We start from the raw sequence: 23,666 nt of genomic DNA, 5'->3' as shown, positions 1-23,666 counted from the left end.
AGGTAGTTTTTAATTAAAATAAGAAATAGAAGCTGGTTTATAAAAAGTTTCCGCTGTTTACAACTTGAAGCAGAGCTATAGATCTGCCGGGACAGAACACAAACAGGGCCTATTATAATTTAGCAGAATAAAAAATTAATGAAATATTTAAGATTATCAGGCCTTGAGCCTCTTATCATAACGCCGGAAAGTAATTTCATCAATGTTGGTGAAAGGACAAACGTTGCCGGTTCCAAAAAGTTTTTAAGACTCATAAAAGAGGAGAAATTCTCTGAAGCACTTGATATTGCCCGAAATCAGGTAGACGGAGGGGCACAGATCCTTGATGTCAACTTCGATGATGGATTGATCGATGGAAAAGCATCGATGATCAAATTCCTGAATTTAATAGCCTCAGAACCGGATATTGCAAGGATTCCGGTGATGATAGATTCGTCCAAATGGGAGATTCTGGAAGCCGGACTTCAGGTGGCACAGGGTAAATGTGTAGTGAATTCCATCAGTTTAAAAGGAGGTGAAGAAGAATTCATCAAACAGGCCAAAGCAGTCAAAAGATATGGTGCTGCGGTTATCGTAATGGCATTTGACGAAACAGGTCAGGCCGACAATTATGATCGTAGACTTGAGATTTCAAAACGGTCGTATGATATTTTGGTTAATCAGGTTGGTTTCCCGGCAGAAGATATTATTTTCGACTTAAATATTTTCCCTGTAGCAACGGGAATGGATGAGCACAGAAGAAATGCTATTGATTTTATTGAAGCTACAAGATGGGTAAGACAAAATCTTCCTTATGCATCCGTGAGTGGTGGTGTCAGCAATGTTTCCTTCTCTTTCCGTGGAAATGATACGGTGAGAGAAGCGATGCACTCCGTATTCCTTTACCATGCTATTCAGGCTGGGATGAATATCGGAATCGTCAACCCTTCCATGTTGGAGGTTTATGATGAGATCAACAAAGAACTTTTAGGTCTTGTCGAAGATGTGATCCTTGATAAAAGAGAGGATGCCACAGAAAGACTTCTGGATTATTCCGAAAAGCATAAATCTGTCAAGAAAGAAATAGTTGAAGATTTAGAATGGCGGACAAGGCCTCTGCAGGAGAGGATTACCCATGCTTTGGTAAAAGGAATCGACCGTTTTATTGAAGAGGATGTTGAGGAAGCGAGACAACAGGCAGCAAGACCGCTTCACGTCATTGAAATTAACCTGATGACCGGAATGGGCGTTGTCGGAGATCTTTTCGGGAGCGGAAAAATGTTCCTTCCACAGGTGGTAAAATCCGCGAGGGTAATGAAAAAAGCCGTTGCTTATCTGCAACCTTATATTGAAGCTGAAAAAGACGGTGCGAGACCAGCTAATGGAAAAATTCTGATGGCAACAGTGAAAGGTGACGTTCACGATATCGGAAAAAATATTGTGAGTGTTGTTTTGGGTTGTAATAATTATGAGATTGTGGATCTTGGAGTAATGGTCCCGGCTGAAAAAATTATTCAGGCTGCCATAGAACATAAGGTTGATGTCATTGGTTTGAGCGGATTGATTACACCAAGTTTGGACGAAATGGTGTACATCGCTTCTGAATTAGAAAGACAAAATCTCAATTTTCCATTATTAATCGGTGGTGCAACAACTTCAAAAGCACATACCGCTGTGAAAATTGATTTAAAATATAAAAATGCAGTTGTTCACGTTAATGATGCCTCCAGAGCTGTGAATGTGGTAAGCTCGCTACTAGGTGACAGAAATAAAGAATATGTTTCAGAACTGAAAGACGAATATTCCGATTTCCGTGAAAAATTCCTGAACAGACAGGTGGACAAAGACTACGTTACTATTGAAGAAGCAAGAGCAAGCCACTTCAATATCGATTGGGAAAACGAAGAGATCTTTACACCGAATAATCTAGGCGTAACCGTACTGGAAGATCAGGATCTGAGAGAATTGCTTCCGTTTATCGACTGGTCTCCGTTCTTCAGAAGCTGGGATCTGCACGGGAAATACCCGAATATCCTGGAAGATGAGGTTGTGGGAGCGCAGGCTAAAGAATTGTTTAAGGATGCCCAGGTTATTTTAAAGAGAATTCTTGATGAGAAATTACTGAAGGCAAAAGCCATCTTCGGAATTTTCAAAGCCAATTCAAATGAAACGGATGATATCCTGATTTTTGACGAAAATAATGAAGAACAGGCTAGATTTCTGACCTTAAGACAGCAGGCACAACGATCCAAAGGAAAAGAATATTTAGCGTTAAGTGATTTTATAGCACCTCAGAGTTCAGGAAAAACTGATTATGTTGGGGCTTTTTGTGTCTGTACCGGATTCGGAACAGATGAACTTTCGGATGAATATGAAAAAGCCAACGATGATTACAATGCCATCATGGTCAAAGCCCTTGCCGACAGATTCGCGGAAGCTTACGCTGAATTTTTACACAAAAAAGTTAGAACAGAATATTGGGGTTATGCCAATCAGGAAAACCTGAGCAACGAAGACCTGATCGCCGAAAAATACAAAGGAGTCCGTCCTGCACCGGGTTATCCGGCATGTCCTGACCATTTGGAAAAGAAAACCATCTGGGATCTTTTAAAAGTAGAAGAAAATACAGGCGTTTTCCTGACAGAAAGCTTAGCCATGTTCCCGACGGCAGCAGTTTCCGGATATTATTTCGGAAGTCCACACGCAAAATATTTTGGACTTGGGAAAATTACAGAAGATCAGCTGAAGGATTATGCAAAAAGGAGAGGATGCTCTATTGATGAAGCAAGAAGATGGTTATCTCCGAATTTAGCTTAAAAAGTTAATGATTGTAAGTCACAACCTATAAGCCATCAACAAAAGATAAAAATAACTAAACTATAAAATGAAGATCACTGAACACATTAAAAACGCCAATGGGAAGACCTTATTCTCCTTAGAGGTAGTTCCGCCCCAGAAGGGAATCGGAATTGAAGATCTGTATACCAATATAGATCCGCTTATGGAGTTTAAGCCGCCTTTTATTGATGTAACCACTTCGAGAGAAGAATATATTTATCTTGATAAAGGAAACGGGTTGATGGAGCGCCGTATCACCAGAATGCGTCCCGGAACCTTAGGGATTTGTTCTGCAATCCAGCATAAATATAATGTAGACACTGTTCCCCATCTTCTTTGCGGAGGTTTTACCAAAGAAGAAACAGAATACCTTCTCGTAGACTGTATGTATCTGGGAATAGAAAATATAATGGCTTTGAGAGGTGATGCTATGAAAGGGCATCAATATTTCGAGCCTACCCCGGGAGGTCATGCCAGTGCGATGGATCTCGTTCATCAGATCAATGATTTAGGAAGAGGGAAATACCTTCATAATGATGAGGAAGCCTGTGATGAGCTTAACAAATTCTGTGTAGGAGTAGCCGGATATCCTGAAAAACATATGGAAGCACCTTCCATGAATTATGATCTGAAATGGCTTAAGCAAAAAGTAGATGCCGGAGCAGATTATATCGTCACACAGATGTTTTTTGACAATAAACGGTTTATTGAATTTGTGACAAAGGCAAGAGAAATGGGGATTACAGTACCTATTATCCCAGGTATCAAACCTATTGCAACCAAAAAGCATTTAAAAATTCTTCCGCAAATATTCAAGATTGATCTTCCTGAAGAGCTGATCAATGAAGTGGAAAAAGCCAAAAACAACGAGGCTGTCAAGCAGATCGGTGTAGAATGGGCCATTAACCAATGCAGGGAACTGCTGGATTTCGGAGTTCCTGTGCTGCACTTTTACTCCATGGGGAAAAGTGATAATATTAAAAAAGTAGCCGGTGAGCTATTCTAATAGAGTATCTAATGAAAGGAGCCCTGTCATTCAATGGCAGGGTTTTTTATTTAAAGGATAGGATGTCTTTCAAATTCTTTATTTCGGTCAAATAAATACCGGTACGTAGCTAGTTTTCTGGTCACAGTGGTATTAAGACTTTCTGCAATTTTTATCATTTTAGGATTAAAATCTCCGATCCACTGAAGTTCCGTCGTCTTGAAATCCGTATGTTTTCTCAGGTGCTGCGTTCCTTCCCAGATCATGTACCCATCAATACCTTTCTTCTGCCATTCCGGAATAACGCCGAAAACCAGACCTACCATTTTTTCGTTCTTCGTGAATTGTTTTATCCACAAAAATTTGAGTTTTTCCACAATCCCAAATCGGCCGTTCAGATATTTGAACCACTGGTTTACATCCGGAAGATTCATCCACATCGCAATTGGTTTTTCATTTTCATACACAAACCAGGAAATATGTTCATTGATGATGGGTTTCATGGTATTAAACATTTTCAGAACTTTTGCTTCCTCCAGCTGCTTACCTTCTCCGTGACACGCCCATGCCTGATTGTAAATTTCCGTAAAATCTTTAGCGAATTTAGGAAGATCATTCTTTTTCATCGGTCTTGCAGAGATGGCGGGATTTCTGCTGTGCTTGGTATGCATGAGCGTAAAAATCCTTGAAACTTCTGCGAAAATGGGTCTTGAAAAACAAAGCTGTTCGAAATATATTTTAAAACCGTAATTCTCAAACAGATCTTTATAGTAAGGGAAATTATAATTCATTCCGAAGAGAGGCTCGGCAAAACCTTCCGTTAAAAGTCCCCAGAATTTATCCCGTTCGCCAAAATTAATCGGGCCGTCCATGGCTTCCATACCTCTTTCCTGGAGCCACATTTTGCAGTGATCGAAAATGAAATCAGCGGTTTTCTGATCATGAATACTGTCGAAAAACCCGATGCCTCCTGTAGGCTGCTTCTGCTCGTAAGGAGTTGAGATGAAAACGGCCACTTTTCCCACCATTTCATTCTGTTTGTTCTTAAATAAAAAGCGGGCACATTCTCCTTCTTTGAAAGATTTGTTTTTTTCAGGATCAAAAATCTCTTCGATGTCCTGATTTCGGGGTCTTATATAGTGTTTGTCGTGCCGGTAAAGTTGGGCGGGAAATTCTAAAAAGTCCTTTTTTTGTTTTTCGTTCTGTACTTCTTCGACAATAATCATAGGCTAAGTTGAGAATGGACAATGTTTTTCGTTCAAATTGAAATCGATGAACAGATTTTATCCGTATTTTTGTTGCAAATTAAATAAAAATGGTTGATTTTACCGATAACGACGATGATATTTTCACTGGAAAAGAACATACGCCTATTAGGAAAGATGCATTTGATAAATCGCCACAGGAAAAAATAGAAAAAATTACCGAACTTTTCGGTGAAATTATGGAAACACTGGGGATGGATATGACGGATGATTCTTTAAAGGATTCTCCGAAGCGTGTTGCCAAAATGTATGTGAATGAAATTTTTGGAGGTCTTCTTCCCGAAAACAAACCGGGAATTTCAACATTTTCCAATAAATATAAATACCGCCAGATGCTGGTGGAAAAGGATATTACCGTGTATTCTTTCTGTGAACATCACTTTCTGCCGATCATCGGAAGAGCCCACGTAGCCTATATTTCAAACGGCGAAGTGATTGGCCTTTCCAAGATCAACAGGATTGTGGATTATTATGCAAAAAGACCGCAGGTTCAGGAAAGACTGACGATGCAGATTGTAGATGCTTTGAAAGAAGCATTAGGTACCAAAGATGTGGCATGTATTATTGATGCAAAACATTTGTGTGTGAACTGCAGAGGAATAAAAGATACGGCAAGTTCTACAATCACGGCGGAATTGAGTGGTATTTTCAGAACGAATCCTATCACGAGACAGGAATTCCTTCATTATGTGGGAAGTCATGCGAAATTAGATTATTAGTAAACAGATGAACTATCAGATCCTTAAAAATATTGTGAATGCCGGGCTTCAGAGATTTGAAACTATTTCTGAAGAAGATTGGAATTATAAGATTTCACCTGAAAAATGGTCGAAAAAAGAAATTTTAGGCCATCTTTGTGATAGCGCACTCAGCAATATCAGACGATTTGTAGTCACCCAATACAAGGAAAATGATAATATAGTATATGATCAGGATTTTTGGGTAAAAGCACAGAATTATCAGAATATTCCTGTTCAGGAGATCATCGGTCTTTGGAAATCGTTGAATTTTCAGATTGTGTATACCGTAGAAAATATCCCGGATGAAGCTTTGCAAAGAACCTGTGATACTACAAAAACAGTTCCTCAGACCTTTACACTGGAATATATTATTCAAGATTACATTGATCATCTTCAATATCACTTAAAAGCAATTTAATAATGGTCATATTTAAAAAAGTTTCAAATAAAATTTTTCTCACAACAATTATTTGTTGTGGATAGAATTATTTTAACTAATTTTTAAATCCTTTAATCATTGAATCTTTTAACATAAAAAAATGCAATTAAAATTATATAACTCTCTTACCGGAGAAAAAGAAATATTTAAACCCATTCTAGAAGGAAACGTAGGAATGTATGTCTGCGGACCTACCGTGTACAGCAATGTGCATTTGGGAAATGTAAGAACTTTCCTTTCCTTTGATTTTATCTACCGTACCCTGATCCATTTAGGGTATAAAGTAAGATACGTAAGAAATATCACCGATGCAGGTCACCTTACAGACGATGGAAATGTAGAAAACGACAGATTCGTAAAACAAACCCGTTTGGAAAAGCTTGAACCTATGGAAATCGTACAGAAATATACGGTAGATTTTCATAAAGTTCTGGAAATGTTCAACCTGCTTCCTCCGAATATCGAACCTACCGCGACAGGCCATATCGTAGAACAGATTGAGCTTACACAGAAACTTATCGAAAGAGGTTTTGCCTACGAAAGCAATGGTTCTGTATACTTCGATGTTTTGGAATACAATAACAGAGGACTGAATTACGGTGAACTTTCAAAACGTAACATCGAAGAACTTTTTGCCAACACCCGTGATCTGGACGGACAGGGTGAAAAGAAAAATCCACAGGATTTTGCCCTGTGGAAAAAAGCATCTCCTGCGCATATTATGAGATGGAATTCCCCGTGGGGCGAAGGTTTCCCGGGATGGCACCTTGAATGTACTGCCATGAGTACAAAATATCTTGGTGAAAAATTTGATATCCACGGCGGAGGAATGGACCTGAAATTCCCACACCACGAATGTGAAATTGCACAGGGAAAAGCCTGCAATGATACTGCTCCGGTGAATTACTGGATGCATGCCAATATGCTGACGATGAATTCCCAGCGTATGAGTAAATCTACAGGGAACTATATCCTTCCTATGCAGTTGGTAACAGGTGAAAACGATTTCTTTGAAAAACCTTTCCATCCTACCATCGTACGTTTCTGCTTCCTGCAGGCGCACTACAGAAGTGTTTTGGATATTTCCAATGATGCGATGATTGCGAGCGAAAAAGGTTTTATCAGACTAATGGAAGCCATTAAAGTATTAAACTCGATCACTCCGGATAATGAAAAACAATCTGGTTTTGATCTTAAAGAGTGGAAAACTAAAGCGTATGATGCCTTAAATGATGATTTTAATTCTCCGATTCTGATCGCTCACTTATTTGAAGCTGTAAAATATATTTTCGCTTTAAATGATGAGAAAGAAACGATTTCTTCTGAAGATCTTGAAGACTTAAAAACAACGATGAATGCTTTTGTATTCGATGTGTTGGGACTTCAGAATGTTGAAGAAAATAATAATGAGAAGCTTGATCAGACTCTAAAAGTTTTAATTGAACTGAGAAATCAGGCCAGAAAATCAAAAAACTTTGACCTTTCAGACCAGATCAGAGACAAACTGCTTGCTGAAGGTATCGAATTAAAAGACGGAAGAGACGGAACGACCTACGTTCTGAATTAACCTCAAAAAATAAATAGTACAACTCCCGCAGCTCGTGTGGATTCTGCAGATCATATCATAAAAATCTGTTGTAATCTGTGTGATCTGCGGGATTTTTTTATGCTCATTTGTAAGTAATTTCTTACTTTTTGTCATCTCTCGCAGATGTAGCGCATACAGCATATTTAATCCGAAAACCTTACTCATGTTGGCGGAGCGAACAATCTTTGCATTTAAAAAACACAAATTCCACTAATCTTTTTTCACGAATAACACGAATTTTACTGTCTTTCAATAGTGATCTTGGTGAACACATTTGTGCTATTTGTGTTTAAATCGAAGTTTAAAAAACACAAATTCCACTAATCTTTTTTCACGAATAACACGAATGTTAGAGTCTTTCAATAGTAGCATTTGTGAAAAAATTTGTTCCATTTGTGTTTGAAAAAATAATAATTTATCGAAATATCAACGTTTACATTAAATGATTGTAAATGTTATGTAAATACTGCTATTTTTTTATGATTTCATTTTTAAATTGTGTAACTTAGTCATACTAAAATCATTACGAATCTAAATTCTACATTGTATGAAAAAACATTTATTCCCTCTTTTCCTGCTTGTGTTGGGTACCAACGCCTATGCACAACAGGATTTTTTCGCGATTGCCGGAAAAGATACTTCCAGTATTGTTTTCAGTGATTTCCGCGTGATGGATGCTGCCAATGGTACTTCCGGAGATAAACTTTTCTCGGCTGATGCTGTGACACAGGTATTTTCTCAGGAAAGAAAAGGTAATGTGTCGGAAGATAAAAATTCTTACAACCATTCACAGTCGACTACCATGGCGGCTCTGGCTTATGACCCGATGAATAATAACCTTGTGTATATGCCGATGTTTTCGTCCAATATTTATATTTTGAATGCGAAGACAAAGGAAATTACGCTAGTTGAAAATACGGTGACTAAAGTAACGTCGTGCGATATCAATTCCCATATCACAAGAATGACAGCGGGGTATGACGGAAATATTTATGCCCTGAACAATGCAGGATCACAGCTTTTGCAGATCAGCAGAAAAGGCAGCCATTACACTGTTAATGATCTTGGGATTATTAAAGATGATGCTGCCAATGGAAAGAATTCATTCACAGCTATTGAAACAGGCTTTGGAGGAGATATGATCGCAGATGCTGAAAATAATTTCTATGTCTTCTCAGCTTCCGGAAATGTCTTTAAAGTGGTAGCTAAAGAACTGAAAGCAAAATTTGTGGGTAAGATATCAGGTCTTCCGGAAAATTATTCAGTCAACGGATCTGCAGTCAATGCCAGTGGAAAAGTAGTTATTGCGAGCGCTAAAGGAGACGGTTTGTATGAAGTAGATTTAAATACGCTTCAGGCAAAAGCACTTCCTGGTGGAGAAAAACCACATATTTATGACCTGGCGAGTAAATATTTTGCTAATGACAGAGCGACTTCAGTCAATGCATTGGCTAATATCGATATCTATCCGACAAAAGTGGATGAACATTTCATTAACATCAACGTCAATGATCAAAAAATAAAAGGAAATATTCTCCTGAATGTTTTCGATATTTCCGGAAAAAATGTGATGAAACAGAAGTTGTCTGTAAAAGACGGCTCGCTCAATCAGCAGGTCCATTTGAAAAGCCTAGTCAATGGAGCTTATATCGTTAACATTACAGATGAATCCGGTAAAGCTTTATTAAACAAAAAAATTCTGGTAACGGAATAATAAAGACAGAGATTTCATTAAACTCTATTAAAATTTAAAACCTTTTCAACTTATTTTGGAAAGGTTTTTTAATGATTATTTGATCTTCAATAAGTTTTATTTTTCGATATTAAAATGTATTTTTATAAAAAAATATAGATGAAGTTATACTTTAATGTAGGATATAATGCAAAGGCCGGGCAGAATCTGCAGCTATTGATTGTAGATAACAAAGGCGCTGCTGTCCAGACTCATACCTTATTTTATGCAGAAAACGGCATTTGGAAATGTGAGGTAGATTATTTCTCAAAATCAGTTTCATATAAATACCAGGTTTCAGACGAAAAAGGAAATGTTCTGAGAGAAGAATTTGTTCTGCATCATCTTAATTTTCCTCATAACTACAAGGAGTTTATTATTTTTGATGAATGGAGCAATAAGAATTTCCCTGAAAACTATTTAAACAATAAAATTCTTTATAATAAGCTCAACCAGTTTGTTCCTGAAAAAGCGACAGTTTTAAAAAAGCATACCCATTTATTCAGAATAGAAGCGCCCGTCTATAATCCGGACTGGAAAATTGTACTCTTCGGCAGTACGGCTTCTTTAGGAAACTGGAATTACGAAAAAGTGATCCATCTTTCGCAGACCGATTTTGGAATCTGGGAAGCTTCCGTTGAAATTCCGGAGAACGAGTTTATCCAGTTTAAATATTGTCTTTACGATACAAAAGAAGGAAGAGTGATTGATGTGGAAACCGGTGAAAACAGATTCACTCTGGCTAATCCGCTTCCGGATGTTCTGCAGATCGTTTCCAATCAATATTTTAAATTCAGGTCTTATCAGATGTATCATGATGCAGGAGTAGCGGTTCCTGTTTTTTCTTTGAGAAGTAAAAACGGTTTCGGAGTTGGAGAATTTTCAGATCTTAAGAACCTTGCCGACTGGACCAGTGAAACCAATCTTGGAATTATCCAGATCCTTCCGATTAACGATACCACGGCCAATTATTCCTGGACGGATTCTTACCCTTACGCAGCAGTTTCTGTTTATGCACTGCATCCGCAGTATATTTCACTAGAAAACCTTGATTTTGATTTACCGAAAGAATTAGTTTCTGAATATCAGTCTGAGAAAGAGGCTTTAAACGCTTTGGATCTGATTGATTATGAAAAAGTAATTGCCGGCAAATGGAAATTTTTAAAAGCAGTTTTCAATGCTGAAAAAGAAAAGATTTATAAGGACAGAGGCTTTAAAAAGTTTATAAAAGACAATGAGCACTGGCTGGTTCCTTATGCTGCATTCTGCGTTCTGAGGGACAAGTATAAAACCCCGAACTTCAACGATTGGAAAACCCATAAGAAGTATATTGCAGGAAAAATTTCACAGTTCTTTGCTGTAAAAAGTAAAGATTATGATGCTTCCATGCTTCATGCCTGGGTGCAGTATCAGCTACATGTACAACTGAAAGATGCTGTAGATTATACCCACAGTTTAGGGGTTTCATTAAAAGGTGACCTTCCGATCGGTATTTACAGGCATTCTGTGGAAGCCTGGACGGAACCTGAACTTTTCGGAATGGATTTTCAGGCCGGAGCACCGCCGGATCAGTTTACAGAACTGGGGCAGAACTGGGAATTCCCGACATACAACTGGGAAGCGATGAAGGAAGACGACTACCGATGGTGGAAAAACAGATTCAAAGCATTGGAGCAGTATTTCGATGCGATGAGAATCGATCATATATTAGGTTTTTTCAGGATATGGAGAATGCCGATATCTGCCACCCAAGGGATTTTGGGGTATTTTTATCCTGCAGTTCCGATTGTTGTGGATGAATTCAAAGCCAGGCATATCCCGTTTGATTTTAACCGCTATTGCAGGCCTTTCATTAATGATAAAATTCTGTGGAAATATTTTGGGGAAGAGCATCATGCTGCACTTGAATTTATTAACAATAATAATGATGGGACTTATACTTTTAAAGAAGAATTTGATACTCAGAGAAAGTTAACCGACTTTTTCAAGAAGAACCCGAAAGGTGCTATTGAAGACAAACTGGTTTCACTGTGCGCAAACGTTTTGTTCCTGACTGAAGAGAGGAATGGGGAAACAGTTTATCATCCAAGATTTAATGTTTACAGTACAGATTCTTATAAATACCTTCCTGAATGGGAGCAAAAAGCAATCTATGACCTATACCATGACTATTTCTTCAGAAGACAGGATCACCTGTGGTATGAAAAAGCCATGGAGAAACTTCCGGTTATTCTGAATGCCACAAAAATGCTGATCTGTGGTGAAGACCTAGGAATGGTTCCGGCTTGCGTGCCTATAGCGATGGACGAACTGGCAATTATCGCGTTAAAAGTTCAGCGTATGCCTTCTGATAATATTCCTTTTTATAATCCTAAAAATGCGGATTATATGAATGTAGTCACGGCTTCTTCTCATGACAGTTCTACGCTGAGACAGTGGTGGAAAGAAGATCCGGCTTTGACTCAGAAGTATTTTAACCAGCAGCTGATCCAATATGGAAAAGCTCCTGAGGAAATGGATTCTCACTTAGCTGAAATTATCATGAAACAGCATCTTTACAATGATGCGATGCTGGCTATTTTCCCGATTCAGGAGTTCCTGGCAACTGATCCGGAACTTACCAACCCTAATATGGATAACGAAAGGATCAATAATCCTGCGGTTTTTCCACATTACTGGCGATACAGGATGCATCTGAATCTTGAGGATCTGAAAGAAAAGAAAGAATTCAATGAAAAAATAGCTTATTGGATAAAAGATAGTGGAAGAGTGTAAATTTAACATTTGATTATCAATCAGTTAATGATAAATTAAAAGAAGTTTGATCTTAGGATTTAACTTCTTTTTTTTATTTACATCCAAAAGATAGAATAGAGATATTCTGCTATATACTAACCAATTAACGACTATAGAGATGAAAAAAATACTTTTGGGATTTGCCCTGGGACTGGCAGCTTTGTCTTCCGCCCAGCAGTATCCAAATAACGGATGGGGAGATGACGGGTATTACCAGAACGGAGGTTATACCGATGAAGATGACAGAAATTATTTCCCGGACGATTATTATTACAACTATCCGCAGGACTATTATCCAAGCGATTACTATCAGGGATATTACAATGATTACAGAAACAGTATCACGAATATCAACTGGAATGTCTTCTTCAGAGAAAACAGGCTGAACCGCTGGCAGATGGATCAGATCATGAGTCTGAATAATTTGTATGTAAGTTTCTCTACATGGGATAATTTTTACAGATATAATCCGGACAGGTGGTACTATGACAGATTCTACGCACTGGAAAGAATTTTAGGACCAAGGGTGTTTGTTGTTTTTCAAAACAATTATTACCGTGGATCAAGCCCAATCGTTTACTTCCAAAATTACAGAAGAACGTATTATGTGCCGAGATACGCCGTAATGCCGAGATACAGAAATGTAAATATCAATGTTTACAGGGTAGACAGAGCAAGATTCAGAAGAATGGATAACCCAACCTTCAATGTGATCCGAACCAGCGACAGACCAAATAACGGATTCAGAGGACCTGTAAGAGATGGCAGTAATACAGGAGGTTTCAGAAATCAGGCTGGAAATAATGACAGAAGATCTGAAAACTCTGGAGGTTTCCGTAACGAAACCAATAGAGAAAGAAATAACGGTGGTTTCAGAGGAAGTTCTGAAAATAGAGGAACAAGAGGATTCGGAAATAATGGAGGCTTCAGAGGAAGCGGTGAAGTAAAAAGAGAAAGTGCTCCTCGAAGAGAAAATAACAGTGGAGGATTCAGAGGAAATGGAGGAAGCTCCAGATCTGAAAGTCAACCTTCAAGATCACAAAACAGCAATGGAGGTGGTTTTAGAGGTAGTCTAGTAAGCAGTAAATAATTTTCATATATTATATTTAAGTGGTGTGAAGGACAGGTTTTAGGATCTGTCCTTTTTTTTATTTTCAATTTTATTATTTTGATATTATAATTTAACATTTTTTATGAATATTTTGATTTAACTTATCTTTTAACTAATAATCAAAGATATGTATAACAATTAATTAAATATTTTTTAAGATGAAAAAATTAGTTTTAGCAATAGCATTTATCGGAATAGGAGGTCTTGCCATGGCGCAACAGACAACAACTCCACAGGACAAAGAAGCAAGAAGAACAGAGATGCACCAGAAAATGGAGCAGAAGCATCAGAAGCACCTTGATGAGATGAAAAAAGATCTGAATCTGAACGATTCTCAGGTTGCACAGATAAAAAGCCTTCATGAAAAAAGAAAGTCTGAAATGAAAGCCGACTTCGATAAGAATAAAGAAGCAAGACAGGCCAAAATGGAAGACATGAAAGCCAAAAGAGCGCAGATGGATGCTGATATGAAGAAGATTCTTACCCCTGATCAGTATGATAAATGGCAGGCCGACAGAAAAGCTAAAATGGAGCAGAGAAAGACCGCAATGAAGGATAGAAAAATGATGAAGAAGCCTATGAATACTGCAGCTCCGGAAGCTAAATAACAGTTCATAATTTTGATTTTTTAATGTGAGAAGGGCGGGTTTTTTCCCGTCCTTTTTGTATTAAATTTCATTAAAACTTTTGATGTCGGGCTTTTATTCCTTATTTTTGAATATAAATTTATACTTATGATCAGCGAAAAAATTGCAACGTTAATTAACGAACAGATAGCTCACGAACAATATGCCGCACAATATTACCTTTCCATGTCTGCCTGGTTCTCAGGAAAAGATCTTGACGGTATTGCGAACTATTTCAGAGTTCAGAGCAAAGAAGAATTGATGCATGCAGATAAAATGTTTGACTTTTTAAATGATGTAGGCGGAGAAATCATCATCGGAGAAATTGCAAAACCTCCCCATGAATTCGAAAATGCAACGGATATCTTCGAAAAAGCATTAGAGCATGAGAAAAAAGTAACTAGAAGCATCTTCAACATCGTTAAAAATGCAAACGACGAAGGTGATTTTGCAACGACTTCTTTCATGCAATGGTTCATCAACGAGCAGGTAGAGGAAGAAGCCAGCGCTTCACAGTACGTTACAAAAATCAAGATGGTTTGCGATAACCCATCTGCATTATATCTTTTTGACCAGGAGTTGTCTCAAAGAGTTTTTGTACCGGCTACAACAGCTTAAGTACATAATAAGATTAAAACTGCCCGGCCGTTCGAAGAACGGCCGGGCAGTTTTGTTTTTATTGAACCTCAAATTGTGGATAATGTTGATAAAATGCAAAGTTATCCACAGTGATTTTCAGGATTTCCCCACAGTTATGAAGAATGTATTTTCTTTTTTCTAAATATATTTGTTTGTTAATCAGTATATTGATTGACGATTTTGAAGTTATCAACACTGTATTGTGGAAAACTTTGTGGAAAATCTTTTCTAGAGATAAATAAGCTGCGTCTTTAAAACCTTTCTTCCCAGACTTTCCAGAATGTTTTTATACCTTTCGATCTGGTGTTCGTTTTTTTCCGTTTGTTCACCGGTTTTAAAATCGACAATGATATACCCTTCCTCACTCTTTAGAATACGGTCCGGTCTGAAAATATGACTTTGGCCTCTGTCTGAGATCATAATGTCTTTTTCGTTGATCACTTCCCATTTCTCGTCAAAAAACTCCGCATATTTATGAATGATCTGAATCAGGGTTTCCTGAATCTCATCTTTCTCCTCCCGCGTGATTTGCCCGTCCAGTACATAGCTCTCCAGTACTTTGGCTGTATCTTTCTCTGTATTGATTTTCGACAGTAATTCATGCACGAAAAGACCGATCCTTACCTTTTCATTTCGTACCTGATAGTTTTTGGATGGAGTAGCGATTTTTATAGAAGATCTGTTTTCATTAATATTTTTAAGGTTTTGAATATCCTTGGTTTTAAATAATGATGTTTTGTCCTTTGACTGTTTTTTCAGCATCTCCGGACGAACTTCATACAGATCGAATTCATCAGCTTCTTCCGTATTTTTTCCGTTAAAGAATTCCAGCAGTTCAAGATTATTGGACGTTTTATTCGCTTTCTGCAGATAGAAAAACAGCTGTTCTACAGGACGTGTCGTAGCCACATACTGAAGGCATAATCTGTCGATGAGGTTTTTGTAGGAATTCTTTTTGTTGAAGGCCTCGATTTCCTGATCATACACTTCAAGGTTTTTACTAAACTGATTGATGTTGACCGATTTCAAAGCATCATCATTATTATTGGTGTCAAACCAGTTCGTAAATTCACTGTCCCGGTTCTTATTCATCATCGGGATAAATACAATCGGAAATTCCAGTCCCTTTGATTTGTGGATCGTCATGATCTGAACGGCATCAATGTTTTCTGAAGCCTGAATGGTGTATGCTGAAGCCTCTTCATCCCAATATTTCAGAAATTCTTTCGTACTGGCTCCTGCATTTTGTGTAAAATTGAAAAGCATTTCCAGGAAGTTTAGAAGGAAATCCGTTTCCTTATTATCCACCGCGAATTCATTGATATAATATTCCACAAAATTGTACAGGTTGAACCTTGGGAAATTTTCCTGTTTCAGTTTTAGGGAATATTTGCTCTGGATGAACTGAAGAATTTCCTCATGCGTTTCAAGTTCCAGAACTTCCTTCATTTCCAGCGTAAAATCTGCCATATGAATTCTTCCCAACGTATTCAGATAATACATCATCATGATCAGATTGGGCTTGTTCTTTGGATTAATTTCCCATCGCAGAAATTCAATGACTGCTTTCAACGTGTTGGAAAGCTCAAGCGTCAGACCTTTGTCGGAAATTGTTTTGATATTGGTTTCTTCTCCGCGGTATTTTACTTTCAGATTTCCCAGCTTTTGAGAATAACTGAAAATATCAAAATTACCCCGGCATAAAATCGTAATGTCTGAAAATTTAAAACCGTTATCCAGACTTTCCTGAATATCATTCCGCATTTTCTCCGAAGTGTCGTTATAAAAATCCTCATTGGTGAGATTTTCGATCAGACTTACTTTTACACGTCCGTCAATCTGGGATCTTGGACTTTGTTCAGCATCTTCCCCGAAAATATTGCGGTGTTCTTCTTCGAGGTTTAACGAATGGTAACGATACAACTCATTATTGAACTGTACAATGTTTTTGGCACTCCGCCAGTTATCTTTTAAAACAAGAAGACTTGCCTGTTTGGGCGAAAATTCCTTTTTGTTGATAATGTCCAGCATCAGTTTGCTCTCTCCACCACGGAATCGGTAAATACTTTGCTTTGGGTCACCTACCAATGTAAAAGATGTATATTCCGAGGAAACACTGTGGTCCCGAAGCGGAACAAAATTCTGCCACTGCAATTCTGAGGTATCCTGAAATTCATCAAAGAAAAAATGCTGAAACTGTGCACCTACCTTCTCATAAATAAAGGCTGATGGCTCATTTTTAAGATTTTCATTGATCAGTATATTAAATTTCGAAAGCAGAACCAGATCGTTCTCTTCCTCAATCTTTTTTAATTCATCCTGAATATCTTTGTTCACCTTCAAAGGGAGAAGAGCAGATAAAATCTTTTCTTTCTTTTGAGTCTCAATATAAAGAAGAATCAGCTGCATCCTGTTGTCCAGAAGCTGATCAAGTATTTCCAGTATTTCGGGTTCTTTACTTTTGGATTTAGTAGCCGCTCCCTTTCTGTAATTGTTGACTACAGATTCTTCCTGCGTGGTAGGAAACGGAAAACCAGGCCTTTTCTGGTTATAAAAATCCTGAACCTTCGTGAAAAATCCTCCGATTCCATTTTTACCCTGAGCGAAATCTTCAATCTCAATATTTCTGGACCGGAAGAGTTCCACCGAGGCTGTGGCAAGTTCTGCAGATTTCTTTTTATTCTGTACGATTTCTTTTCTGAGCGTATTTTTTATATTCTCATAATTCGTATCATCAAAGCTTTTATTGCTTTTCAGATGTTCGTAGTGAATATCTTTGACGAATTCCTTGGCGGAATCATAAAGACTTTTATTGAGATTGATCCTTTCATTGTTTTCCAGACTGTAATCCACATAATCCATGAAGGAATTGGAGATGTTGTCATTTTCACCGATCTGGTCCAGCATTTTATCCACAGCTTCGATCAGAAACGGCTCTGCATCGATCTCAAGATTAAAATTTTTCGCTAAACCCAATTCATAGGAGAAACTTCTTACCAGCCTTGAATTGAAACGGTCAATCGTTCCGATATTCAGGGTTGAATAATTATGAAGAACGTAATCCAAAAGTTTTTTTGAACGGTTGTGAAGCTCATCAATTGTGATTTTTAAACCATCAGCTTCAAAAGCTTTCTGAATGTTTTTCAAGTCTCCGTTTTCTGCAAAATTGTCCGCGGAAAAATTCCCCAGCCACGACAGTATTCTCTCCTTCATCTCGTTGGCTGCCTTATTGGTGAACGTAAGCGCGAGAATATTCCTGATCGACTGCTGCTGATTGGGATACCGGAGACAGATCATCAAAAGCCTCTGGACAAGGGCGTATGTTTTCCCCGACCCGGCTGAAGCATTGATCACTGTGTAAGAATTTTGCATTGCTGAATTTAGAATTGAGACTGCAAGTTAGCTAATTTTTAAGTGAAATTTTAACAATTCAGAGCATCGATTTAACAGTTTAATCCGCAAAAATCAAAAAGAAATCCCAAAACGCGTTAACTGTGGTTAAACTTGTAAATTAATTTAAAAATAATTTTAGATTTGCTCTATAAAAAACTGTCCGTGAAACTTAAACTACTCTTTTTTTTAACCACCCTTTTTTTCATTAACATCAATGCCCAGAATTACATTTTCGGAAAAGTGATTTCTGAAGACAGTGCAGAGATTCAGGATGTAACGGTCATCAATATCAGAACGGATGAAAGAACGGTAACCAACCGGGATGGTCACTTTATGGTTTCAGGAAGGGCAGGGGATGAACTCCGCTTTATTAAGGCTGGTTATGAACGTATCGTCCAAAAGATTTCCAAAGAGATTATATATGCACCCATCAATATTACTTTAAAGAGAGAAACCATATTAATCCCGGAAGTGGAAATCAAACAGGGACTTACAGGTGATCTGAAAATTGATGCTAAAAACCTTAACCGCCCTAAAAAAGTAGAAAAACTCATCAAAGACATTGATCGATACATCGCTCAGAAATCAGATCCGAGGATACTGGCAGCGAGACCGGGAGAATTTGTACAGCCGAAAGGACAAGGCTTCTCCATTGGAAAAGTGAAGAACAAATGGGATGATATTGATCTGATGAAGTACCTGCATTCCGCACTGGGAGATGAATATTTTATCAGTCTTAAGATAGAAAAACCTCAGATTGAACATTTTATCAGCTATGTTATTGCCGGTGGTTTTGAGCGGAAAAGTATTCTGAAGTACGGGTTTTGCAGCGATGCAGATCTGTATAGATTTCAAAGATTTGTCCTGACAAGAATTTCTTCCTACCGTGCCCCACAGACTCAAAGATAAACACAGATGAGAACGTATATTAAACAAAGTCTTTACGCAGTTCCGCTTTTTGTGTCTGCTGAATTTTTTTCCCAACAGCAGGTAAACGGAGTTGTAACAGATAACAGCAAAACCAATATTAATCCGGTTTTAATTATTAATATTTCCAGCCAAAAAAGCACTCTGAGTGATACTTCAGGAAAATTTAGCATAGAAGTATCGGAAAATGATGAATTGCGTTTTGTGAAGGAAGGTTATTACCGTTTCGATAAAAAAATGGGTAAGGAAGATTTCAGTTCTCCTTTAATGATCAACCTTGAAAGAGCAGAAATAGAAATCCCGGAAGTGAAGATCACCTATAAGCCCACAGGTAATCTGGAAAGAGATAACAAGCATCTTAATGAATCGCGGAAAGTGGTTTCGTTAAGATCGGAACTGGATGAATATATGAAGAGTCCGATGAACGAAGCGGTACCGGATAATGCAATTTCGAAAACCTTCAAACCGGATTATAATGCCGGTCAGGTAAGTATTTTAGGGGTTCTGGATGCAGCTGTAGGTTTGTTCAAAAAAGCTACGGAACTTAAAATTACGAAAGCCAATTATAAGGAAACCCGGGATTTTATCCAAAGAATAAAAAATGAAATAGATTTACAGTTTCTGAAAAAATACGGCATGGATGAAGAACAGATCGATGAATTCCTGATTTATGCTAATGATACAAGAATGATGGCGAAAAAATTCAGAAAAAACTTTAAAGCAGATGTCGTGGAATATGAATTGAGAGCTGCGTTTGCTGAATACCGGAAAACCCGCAAGGTGAGTAATATTTAGTTTAAAAACATGAAGATGAATGTTGGATGCAGAAATACCACTATTGCCGGCTGGAAGAAAGCTTTCTTTCTTCTTATTTTTGTGTTTAATAGTTTCATAGCGCAGCAGACAGTCAGCGGACGGATCACAGATGATGACGGGGCATATTTAAGTTCAGTTCTTGTTATCAATATGTCTACCGATCAGAAAACCTCTTCCGATGCTACGGGAATATTCTCTATTGAAGCTTCTCCGAATGACGAACTGAGATTTGTAAAAGCAGATTTCAACAGAGTGTCCACAAGAGTTCTTATAAACGGTAACAATCCTCAGCTGCTGGTTACCATGATTCCGATACCGAGAGATGTCGGAGAAGTGAAAATCGTTAAAAAACCAACCGGTGATCTTGAGACCGATTCCCGGATGGTTGCAAAAGTAGATAAAGGAGAGATTGTACAACAGGCGGTAGGCTTACCACAACCTGTCGGGAAGATGCGTGAAAAACCTGCAGAAGTGAAACAGGTTCTTCTTCCGATCCTTTTAGGAAGTCTGGATGTACAGGGCGCCTACGATCTGATCAGTGGAAAAGCAAGACGTCAGAAACGACAGTACAGGTATGATGACCTGCAGGAACACATCATGTGGGTGAGAAACCGGGTAGATAATGAGTACTTTACCAATGCCGGAATTCCGGAAGAACGGATTTCAGAATTCATTCAGTATTCCTTTGAGGTCAAACCTCAGGTAAGAACCTATGTGAAGGCAAAGAACCTTTCAGGTGTGTTACTAAGAATGGAGGAAACCATGCCGGCTTATCTGGAAAGATTAACGCAAAGGAAAAACAAAGAATAATGTTAAAGAATTCTTAAAAAGCGGAATAGAAATTGATGTACTGCTACACAGAATCAATCAATCACAAGTTTTATGAATAAAAATATTATTGCGGTAGCAGTAGGAGCACTGGGATTTGTCCTTGGGCTCGGATTTTTAGGGAATGCTATTAAAAACAGAAATAAATCTGAAAATACCATTTCCGTAACCGGATTGGGAACTAAACAGTTTACGTCCGACCTGATCACCTGGTCCGGAAGTTTTTCTAAAAATAATTCCGATTTAAAAGCGGCTTATGATGAGCTGGCCATAGATAGAAAGGTCATCAATGATTATCTTGTTTCAAAAGGGATTAAGCAGAATGAAATTGTATTTTCTTCCGTAGATATTCAGAAGCAGTTCAGAAGTTACAATGACTCCAATGGAAATTACGTACAGGGTGAATTTTCCGGATACAACCTTACCCAAAAAGTTTCTATTGAAAGTAAGGAGGTCGTTAAAATTGAAAACCTTTCAAGAAATATTACAGAGATCATCAATCGTGGTATTGAATTCACTTCATCATCGCCATCCTATTTTTACACCAAATTAGCCACGGTAAAGCAGGAAATGATTGCCAGTGCAACGAAAGATGCTAAAGAAAGGGCAGAGAAGATAGCTGAAAATTCAGGAAGCAGTCTGGGAAATCTTAAAAAAGCGACCATGGGTGTAATCCAGATTACAGAGCCCAATTCCAATGAAGATTATTCCTACGGCGGAACATTCAATACTTCCTCCAAAGAAAAAGAAGCGAACATCACCATAAAGCTGGAATATCAAGTCAACTAATACACATCATCTCTGAAATCAGTGGTTATGAAAAGATTAAAGATTTTACAAGATGCTATAAAAACAAACCGCCGGAAATCTTCCGGCGGTTTTTATATTTTAATGATATACAACATCATAAATTTCGTCTTTCACACTTTTCAGATGTTCAGGCGTATAATTGGCCAGCAGCCAAAGGTCCAGGGGCTTTTTCCCTTCGCCATAACTAGGCTGTACATACATTTCGTCAATCAGGGTAAATCCGTTTTTCTGATAGAAAGAATAGCGTCTTTTCGCATCTTCTCCCAAGTGATCAGGCTCTATTTCCAAAATAATTCTAGGATAATTTTTAAACAGATATCCTGTAATATGCGATCCCAGTTTCTGACTTCTGAAGGCTTCAAAAACTTCAAAATGCTCGACGAAAACATAAGAACTCAGCTCCCAGATGATCAGATATCCTATTGCCTGAGATTCATGAAGCACAGATATTACCTTCACATTAGGGTTTGAAAATAAAGCGGTAAATTGGTTCCAGTCCCTTTGCTCGTCTGCGGGGAATGTGCTGGAATAAGACGCATAGATGTCCTGAACTCTATAGTCTTCTGCAGAATTAATCGGTAAAAATTCCATAATTATAAATCAAAAACGCTCGGCCTTCTTGTGATAAATATATCTTTGATCCAAAGCGTAAATGCCAGTCCCAGATAAATCAGAAAGAAAAAGCCGGCAGTGGCAAAAGTAGAATAGATAAAGAAGATCCTTAATTTAGATACAGGGATCCCCAGTTTGGCTCCCGTTCTCGTAAGAACACCGAACCATTCTCTTTCCATTTTGTGGCGGATATTATCAAACATTTGAAGATTCTTTTAAAAGTTTAAATCCAATACCGCAATTTAAGCAATTTTTTTCTTCGCACGAGGTTTTATAGTGATAAATCAGACTCTGGCTTTCCAATGCATTATTCATCTTTAACCCAAGTTTTTTCCAACCTGCAGTTACTGAATTCTTTTCTGCAGCACTGCTTTTGTACAGTTCTACGAGTTCATCTGCAATTTCTTCACGATGGTATTTATGATAGGCATATTTTAATGGAAGTACCGTATTGAGGATAATTAATTCAATGAAATCCCGGCTTAAAGTTTTAGGCTGAAACTTTGATAGGGTTCCGAAGTTAAAATGGAAATCCCAGTATTCTGATGCTTTTACAGGCTCAAAAACTTCGTACAGCTGATCGGTATTGCTCATCCGTATAATTTTTGAAAATAAATTCTGATGCCTGTGATAAAGATCTGCCAGTTGAGAAAGGCGGATCGTGGGGAAATTAGGTGGGCGTAATCTCAGAAACTTGGGATGAAAGGTCAGATTGGGAATACTGAATTTTTTTCGGATGAATTCAAATTCTCTTTTCCAGATCATCATTTGTCCATCCTTCGGATGATCCAGCCATCCCGAAATGCCGAACAGGAGGGCTTCCAACTGTAATTCATTCTGCCGGAGTTTATTGATAACACTGAAATCTATAGATTCTGCGATCTGTTTGAAAATATGAGCATTTACTTTTAATCCGAAAGAGTAGGCGAGGCTGTGAAAAAGTACGGCTTCAAAATTATTTTTATACTGTTCCAGGTTTTTCTCCAGCTCCATAGATTTTTCATCCAGCTTTTTAAGGACATTGCCTTCGTGAAAATGAATGGGAATTTTATTGGGATCAAAAATATTTTCGCAGGGAATAAATTGAGTTCCGTTGATCAGTTTTTCATATTTCCACAGCATATCCGGGTCGATATGATCCTTAAGCTCCAGAGTCGGAACATTTTTCCGGATGAGGTCATCGATCTCGGTATCGTTTTGATAGACTACATGAAGAATGATATTCTGGTAATTGGGATCCTGGGAATGATTGTGGAAAATCCAGTCAGAGGTGCGGATGTGGAGTTCTATATGTCCGGCGATGGTCAGTCCTTTGGTTTTAATTTTTGCATTAAGAAAATCTGGTCCCGCATCGGTATTCCATTTTCCAAAATGGATGATTTCAACGGGATTCCCTTCAAGATCCTTGAAGTCATAATTTTTGAAAACTTTATAGTTCCAGAGATATTGAAGCAGTTTTTCCGTCATAAGTGTGAAGATAAATATAATGGAAATCCTGTATTTGTATTAACACCCTCTTTAAATTTTCTGTCTCTGTACTGA

19 protein-coding genes are annotated in these 23,666 nt (G+C 37.9%); 14 read left to right on the top strand and 5 right to left on the bottom strand.

What is annotated here, in order from left to right; translation table 11 throughout:
• Positions 1–138: 138 nt before the first annotated feature.
• Positions 139–2,796, top strand: a complete 2,658-nt coding sequence (gene metH / locus LC419_RS18725; RefSeq protein ID WP_223608784.1) for a methionine synthase — start codon at positions 139–141, stop codon at positions 2,794–2,796.
• 67 nt (positions 2,797–2,863) lie between these two features.
• Positions 2,864–3,823, top strand: coding sequence for a methylenetetrahydrofolate reductase [NAD(P)H] (gene metF / locus LC419_RS18720; protein WP_090025229.1), 960 nt, complete (start codon positions 2,864–2,866; stop codon positions 3,821–3,823).
• 50 nt (positions 3,824–3,873) lie between these two features.
• Here the strand turns inward: metF and LC419_RS18715 are convergent, their stop codons facing one another.
• Positions 3,874–5,028 (bottom strand): hypothetical protein, encoded by a 1,155-nt coding sequence (locus LC419_RS18715; RefSeq protein ID WP_223608783.1) that lies wholly within the window; start codon positions 5,026–5,028, stop codon positions 3,874–3,876.
• An 89-nt stretch (positions 5,029–5,117) separates the two neighbouring features.
• Between LC419_RS18715 and folE the strand changes: the two genes are divergently transcribed.
• The 8 genes from folE (at position 5,118) to LC419_RS18675 (ending at position 14,717) form a co-directional block, all read left to right on the top strand.
• Positions 5,118–5,786 carry a GTP cyclohydrolase I FolE gene (gene folE / locus LC419_RS18710; RefSeq protein ID WP_034725871.1) on the top strand — a complete coding sequence of 223 codons (669 nt, stop codon included), beginning with the start codon at positions 5,118–5,120 and terminating at the stop codon, positions 5,784–5,786.
• A 7-nt stretch (positions 5,787–5,793) separates the two neighbouring features.
• The gene (locus LC419_RS18705) at positions 5,794–6,225 is read left to right on the top strand and encodes a DinB family protein (protein ID WP_223608782.1); all 432 of its coding nucleotides are present in this window, start codon (positions 5,794–5,796) and stop codon (positions 6,223–6,225) included.
• 121 nt (positions 6,226–6,346) lie between these two features.
• Positions 6,347–7,813 carry a cysteine--tRNA ligase gene (cysS, locus tag LC419_RS18700; RefSeq protein WP_223608781.1) on the top strand — a complete coding sequence of 489 codons (1,467 nt, stop codon included), beginning with the start codon at positions 6,347–6,349 and terminating at the stop codon, positions 7,811–7,813.
• A 568-nt stretch (positions 7,814–8,381) separates the two neighbouring features.
• Complete coding sequence (locus LC419_RS18695; protein ID WP_223608780.1) at positions 8,382–9,548, top strand: T9SS type A sorting domain-containing protein; 1,167 nt, start codon at positions 8,382–8,384, stop codon at positions 9,546–9,548.
• 138 nt (positions 9,549–9,686) lie between these two features.
• A complete protein-coding gene (locus tag LC419_RS18690) occupies positions 9,687–12,341 on the top strand; it encodes a 4-alpha-glucanotransferase (RefSeq protein WP_223608779.1) in 2,655 nt (884 codons plus the stop codon).
• A gap of 139 nt (positions 12,342–12,480) precedes the next feature.
• Positions 12,481–13,452, top strand: a complete 972-nt coding sequence (locus tag LC419_RS18685) for a hypothetical protein (protein ID WP_223608778.1) — start codon at positions 12,481–12,483, stop codon at positions 13,450–13,452.
• A gap of 179 nt (positions 13,453–13,631) precedes the next feature.
• Positions 13,632–14,081 carry a hypothetical protein gene (locus LC419_RS18680; protein WP_223608777.1) on the top strand — a complete coding sequence of 150 codons (450 nt, stop codon included), beginning with the start codon at positions 13,632–13,634 and terminating at the stop codon, positions 14,079–14,081.
• Positions 14,082–14,207: 126 nt separating this feature from the next.
• On the top strand, positions 14,208–14,717 hold the full coding sequence (locus LC419_RS18675) for a ferritin (protein WP_034725863.1): 510 nt from the start codon (positions 14,208–14,210) through the stop codon (positions 14,715–14,717).
• A gap of 249 nt (positions 14,718–14,966) precedes the next feature.
• Here the strand turns inward: LC419_RS18675 and LC419_RS18670 are convergent, their stop codons facing one another.
• Positions 14,967–18,125 (bottom strand): UvrD-helicase domain-containing protein, encoded by a 3,159-nt coding sequence (locus LC419_RS18670; protein WP_368734505.1) that lies wholly within the window; start codon positions 18,123–18,125, stop codon positions 14,967–14,969.
• 168 nt (positions 18,126–18,293) lie between these two features.
• Here LC419_RS18670 and LC419_RS18665 point away from each other — a divergent pair, with 168 nt between their 5' ends.
• The 4 genes from LC419_RS18665 (at position 18,294) to LC419_RS18650 (ending at position 21,491) form a co-directional block, all read left to right on the top strand.
• Positions 18,294–19,040 (top strand): carboxypeptidase-like regulatory domain-containing protein, encoded by a 747-nt coding sequence (locus LC419_RS18665; protein WP_223608775.1) that lies wholly within the window; start codon positions 18,294–18,296, stop codon positions 19,038–19,040.
• 6 nt (positions 19,041–19,046) lie between these two features.
• The gene (locus LC419_RS18660; protein WP_223608774.1) at positions 19,047–19,853 is read left to right on the top strand and encodes a hypothetical protein; all 807 of its coding nucleotides are present in this window, start codon (positions 19,047–19,049) and stop codon (positions 19,851–19,853) included.
• A 9-nt stretch (positions 19,854–19,862) separates the two neighbouring features.
• Positions 19,863–20,684, top strand: coding sequence for a carboxypeptidase-like regulatory domain-containing protein (locus LC419_RS18655; protein WP_223608773.1), 822 nt, complete (start codon positions 19,863–19,865; stop codon positions 20,682–20,684).
• Between the two features lie 72 nt (positions 20,685–20,756).
• A complete protein-coding gene (locus tag LC419_RS18650; RefSeq protein ID WP_223608772.1) occupies positions 20,757–21,491 on the top strand; it encodes an SIMPL domain-containing protein in 735 nt (244 codons plus the stop codon).
• 99 nt (positions 21,492–21,590) lie between these two features.
• On the opposite strand, the gene LC419_RS18645 is transcribed toward LC419_RS18650, so the two are convergent.
• The 3 genes from LC419_RS18645 to LC419_RS18635 are packed head-to-tail and all read right to left on the bottom strand — an operon-like array spanning position 21,591 to position 23,591.
• A complete protein-coding gene (locus LC419_RS18645; RefSeq protein ID WP_223608771.1) occupies positions 21,591–22,103 on the bottom strand; it encodes a GNAT family N-acetyltransferase in 513 nt (170 codons plus the stop codon).
• Between the two features lie 2 nt (positions 22,104–22,105).
• Positions 22,106–22,327, bottom strand: coding sequence for a PspC family transcriptional regulator (locus LC419_RS18640; protein WP_034725857.1), 222 nt, complete (start codon positions 22,325–22,327; stop codon positions 22,106–22,108).
• Positions 22,320–23,591, bottom strand: coding sequence for a DUF2851 family protein (locus LC419_RS18635; protein ID WP_223608770.1), 1,272 nt, complete (start codon positions 23,589–23,591; stop codon positions 22,320–22,322). Before LC419_RS18635 ends, LC419_RS18640 begins: the two co-directional genes overlap by 8 nt.
• Positions 23,592–23,666 lie beyond the last annotated feature (75 nt).

It is taken from the genome of Chryseobacterium sp. OSA05B (assembly GCF_019970065.1).
Taxonomy (GTDB): Bacteria; Bacteroidota; Bacteroidia; order Flavobacteriales; family Weeksellaceae; genus Chryseobacterium.
Note: the sequence above shows the minus strand (reverse complement) of the source record. Positions and strands in the feature narration are given on the sequence as shown.

What these genes read in the sequence shown, in the direction of transcription:
- LC419_RS18705 (WP_223608782.1), top strand. Translation starts at nt 5,794, where the DNA reads ATGAACTATCAGATCCTTAAAAATATTGTGAATGCCGGGCTTCAGAGA.
- LC419_RS18680 (WP_223608777.1), top strand. Translation starts at nt 13,632, where the DNA reads ATGAAAAAATTAGTTTTAGCAATAGCATTTATCGGAATAGGAGGTCTT.
- LC419_RS18640 (WP_034725857.1), bottom strand. Translation starts at nt 22,327, where the DNA reads ATGTTTGATAATATCCGCCACAAAATGGAAAGAGAATGGTTCGGTGTT.
- LC419_RS18690 (WP_223608779.1), top strand. Translation starts at nt 9,687, where the DNA reads ATGAAGTTATACTTTAATGTAGGATATAATGCAAAGGCCGGGCAGAAT.
- LC419_RS18655 (WP_223608773.1), top strand. Translation starts at nt 19,863, where the DNA reads ATGAAGATGAATGTTGGATGCAGAAATACCACTATTGCCGGCTGGAAG.
- LC419_RS18685 (WP_223608778.1), top strand. Translation starts at nt 12,481, where the DNA reads ATGAAAAAAATACTTTTGGGATTTGCCCTGGGACTGGCAGCTTTGTCT.
- metF (WP_090025229.1), top strand. Translation starts at nt 2,864, where the DNA reads ATGAAGATCACTGAACACATTAAAAACGCCAATGGGAAGACCTTATTC.
- LC419_RS18635 (WP_223608770.1), bottom strand. Translation starts at nt 23,591, where the DNA reads ATGACGGAAAAACTGCTTCAATATCTCTGGAACTATAAAGTTTTCAAA.
- folE (WP_034725871.1), top strand. Translation starts at nt 5,118, where the DNA reads ATGGTTGATTTTACCGATAACGACGATGATATTTTCACTGGAAAAGAA.
- metH (WP_223608784.1), top strand. Translation starts at nt 139, where the DNA reads ATGAAATATTTAAGATTATCAGGCCTTGAGCCTCTTATCATAACGCCG.
- LC419_RS18660 (WP_223608774.1), top strand. Translation starts at nt 19,047, where the DNA reads ATGAGAACGTATATTAAACAAAGTCTTTACGCAGTTCCGCTTTTTGTG.
- LC419_RS18645 (WP_223608771.1), bottom strand. Translation starts at nt 22,103, where the DNA reads ATGGAATTTTTACCGATTAATTCTGCAGAAGACTATAGAGTTCAGGAC.
- LC419_RS18675 (WP_034725863.1), top strand. Translation starts at nt 14,208, where the DNA reads ATGATCAGCGAAAAAATTGCAACGTTAATTAACGAACAGATAGCTCAC.
- LC419_RS18695 (WP_223608780.1), top strand. Translation starts at nt 8,382, where the DNA reads ATGAAAAAACATTTATTCCCTCTTTTCCTGCTTGTGTTGGGTACCAAC.
- LC419_RS18715 (WP_223608783.1), bottom strand. Translation starts at nt 5,028, where the DNA reads ATGATTATTGTCGAAGAAGTACAGAACGAAAAACAAAAAAAGGACTTT.
- LC419_RS18650 (WP_223608772.1), top strand. Translation starts at nt 20,757, where the DNA reads ATGAATAAAAATATTATTGCGGTAGCAGTAGGAGCACTGGGATTTGTC.
- cysS (WP_223608781.1), top strand. Translation starts at nt 6,347, where the DNA reads ATGCAATTAAAATTATATAACTCTCTTACCGGAGAAAAAGAAATATTT.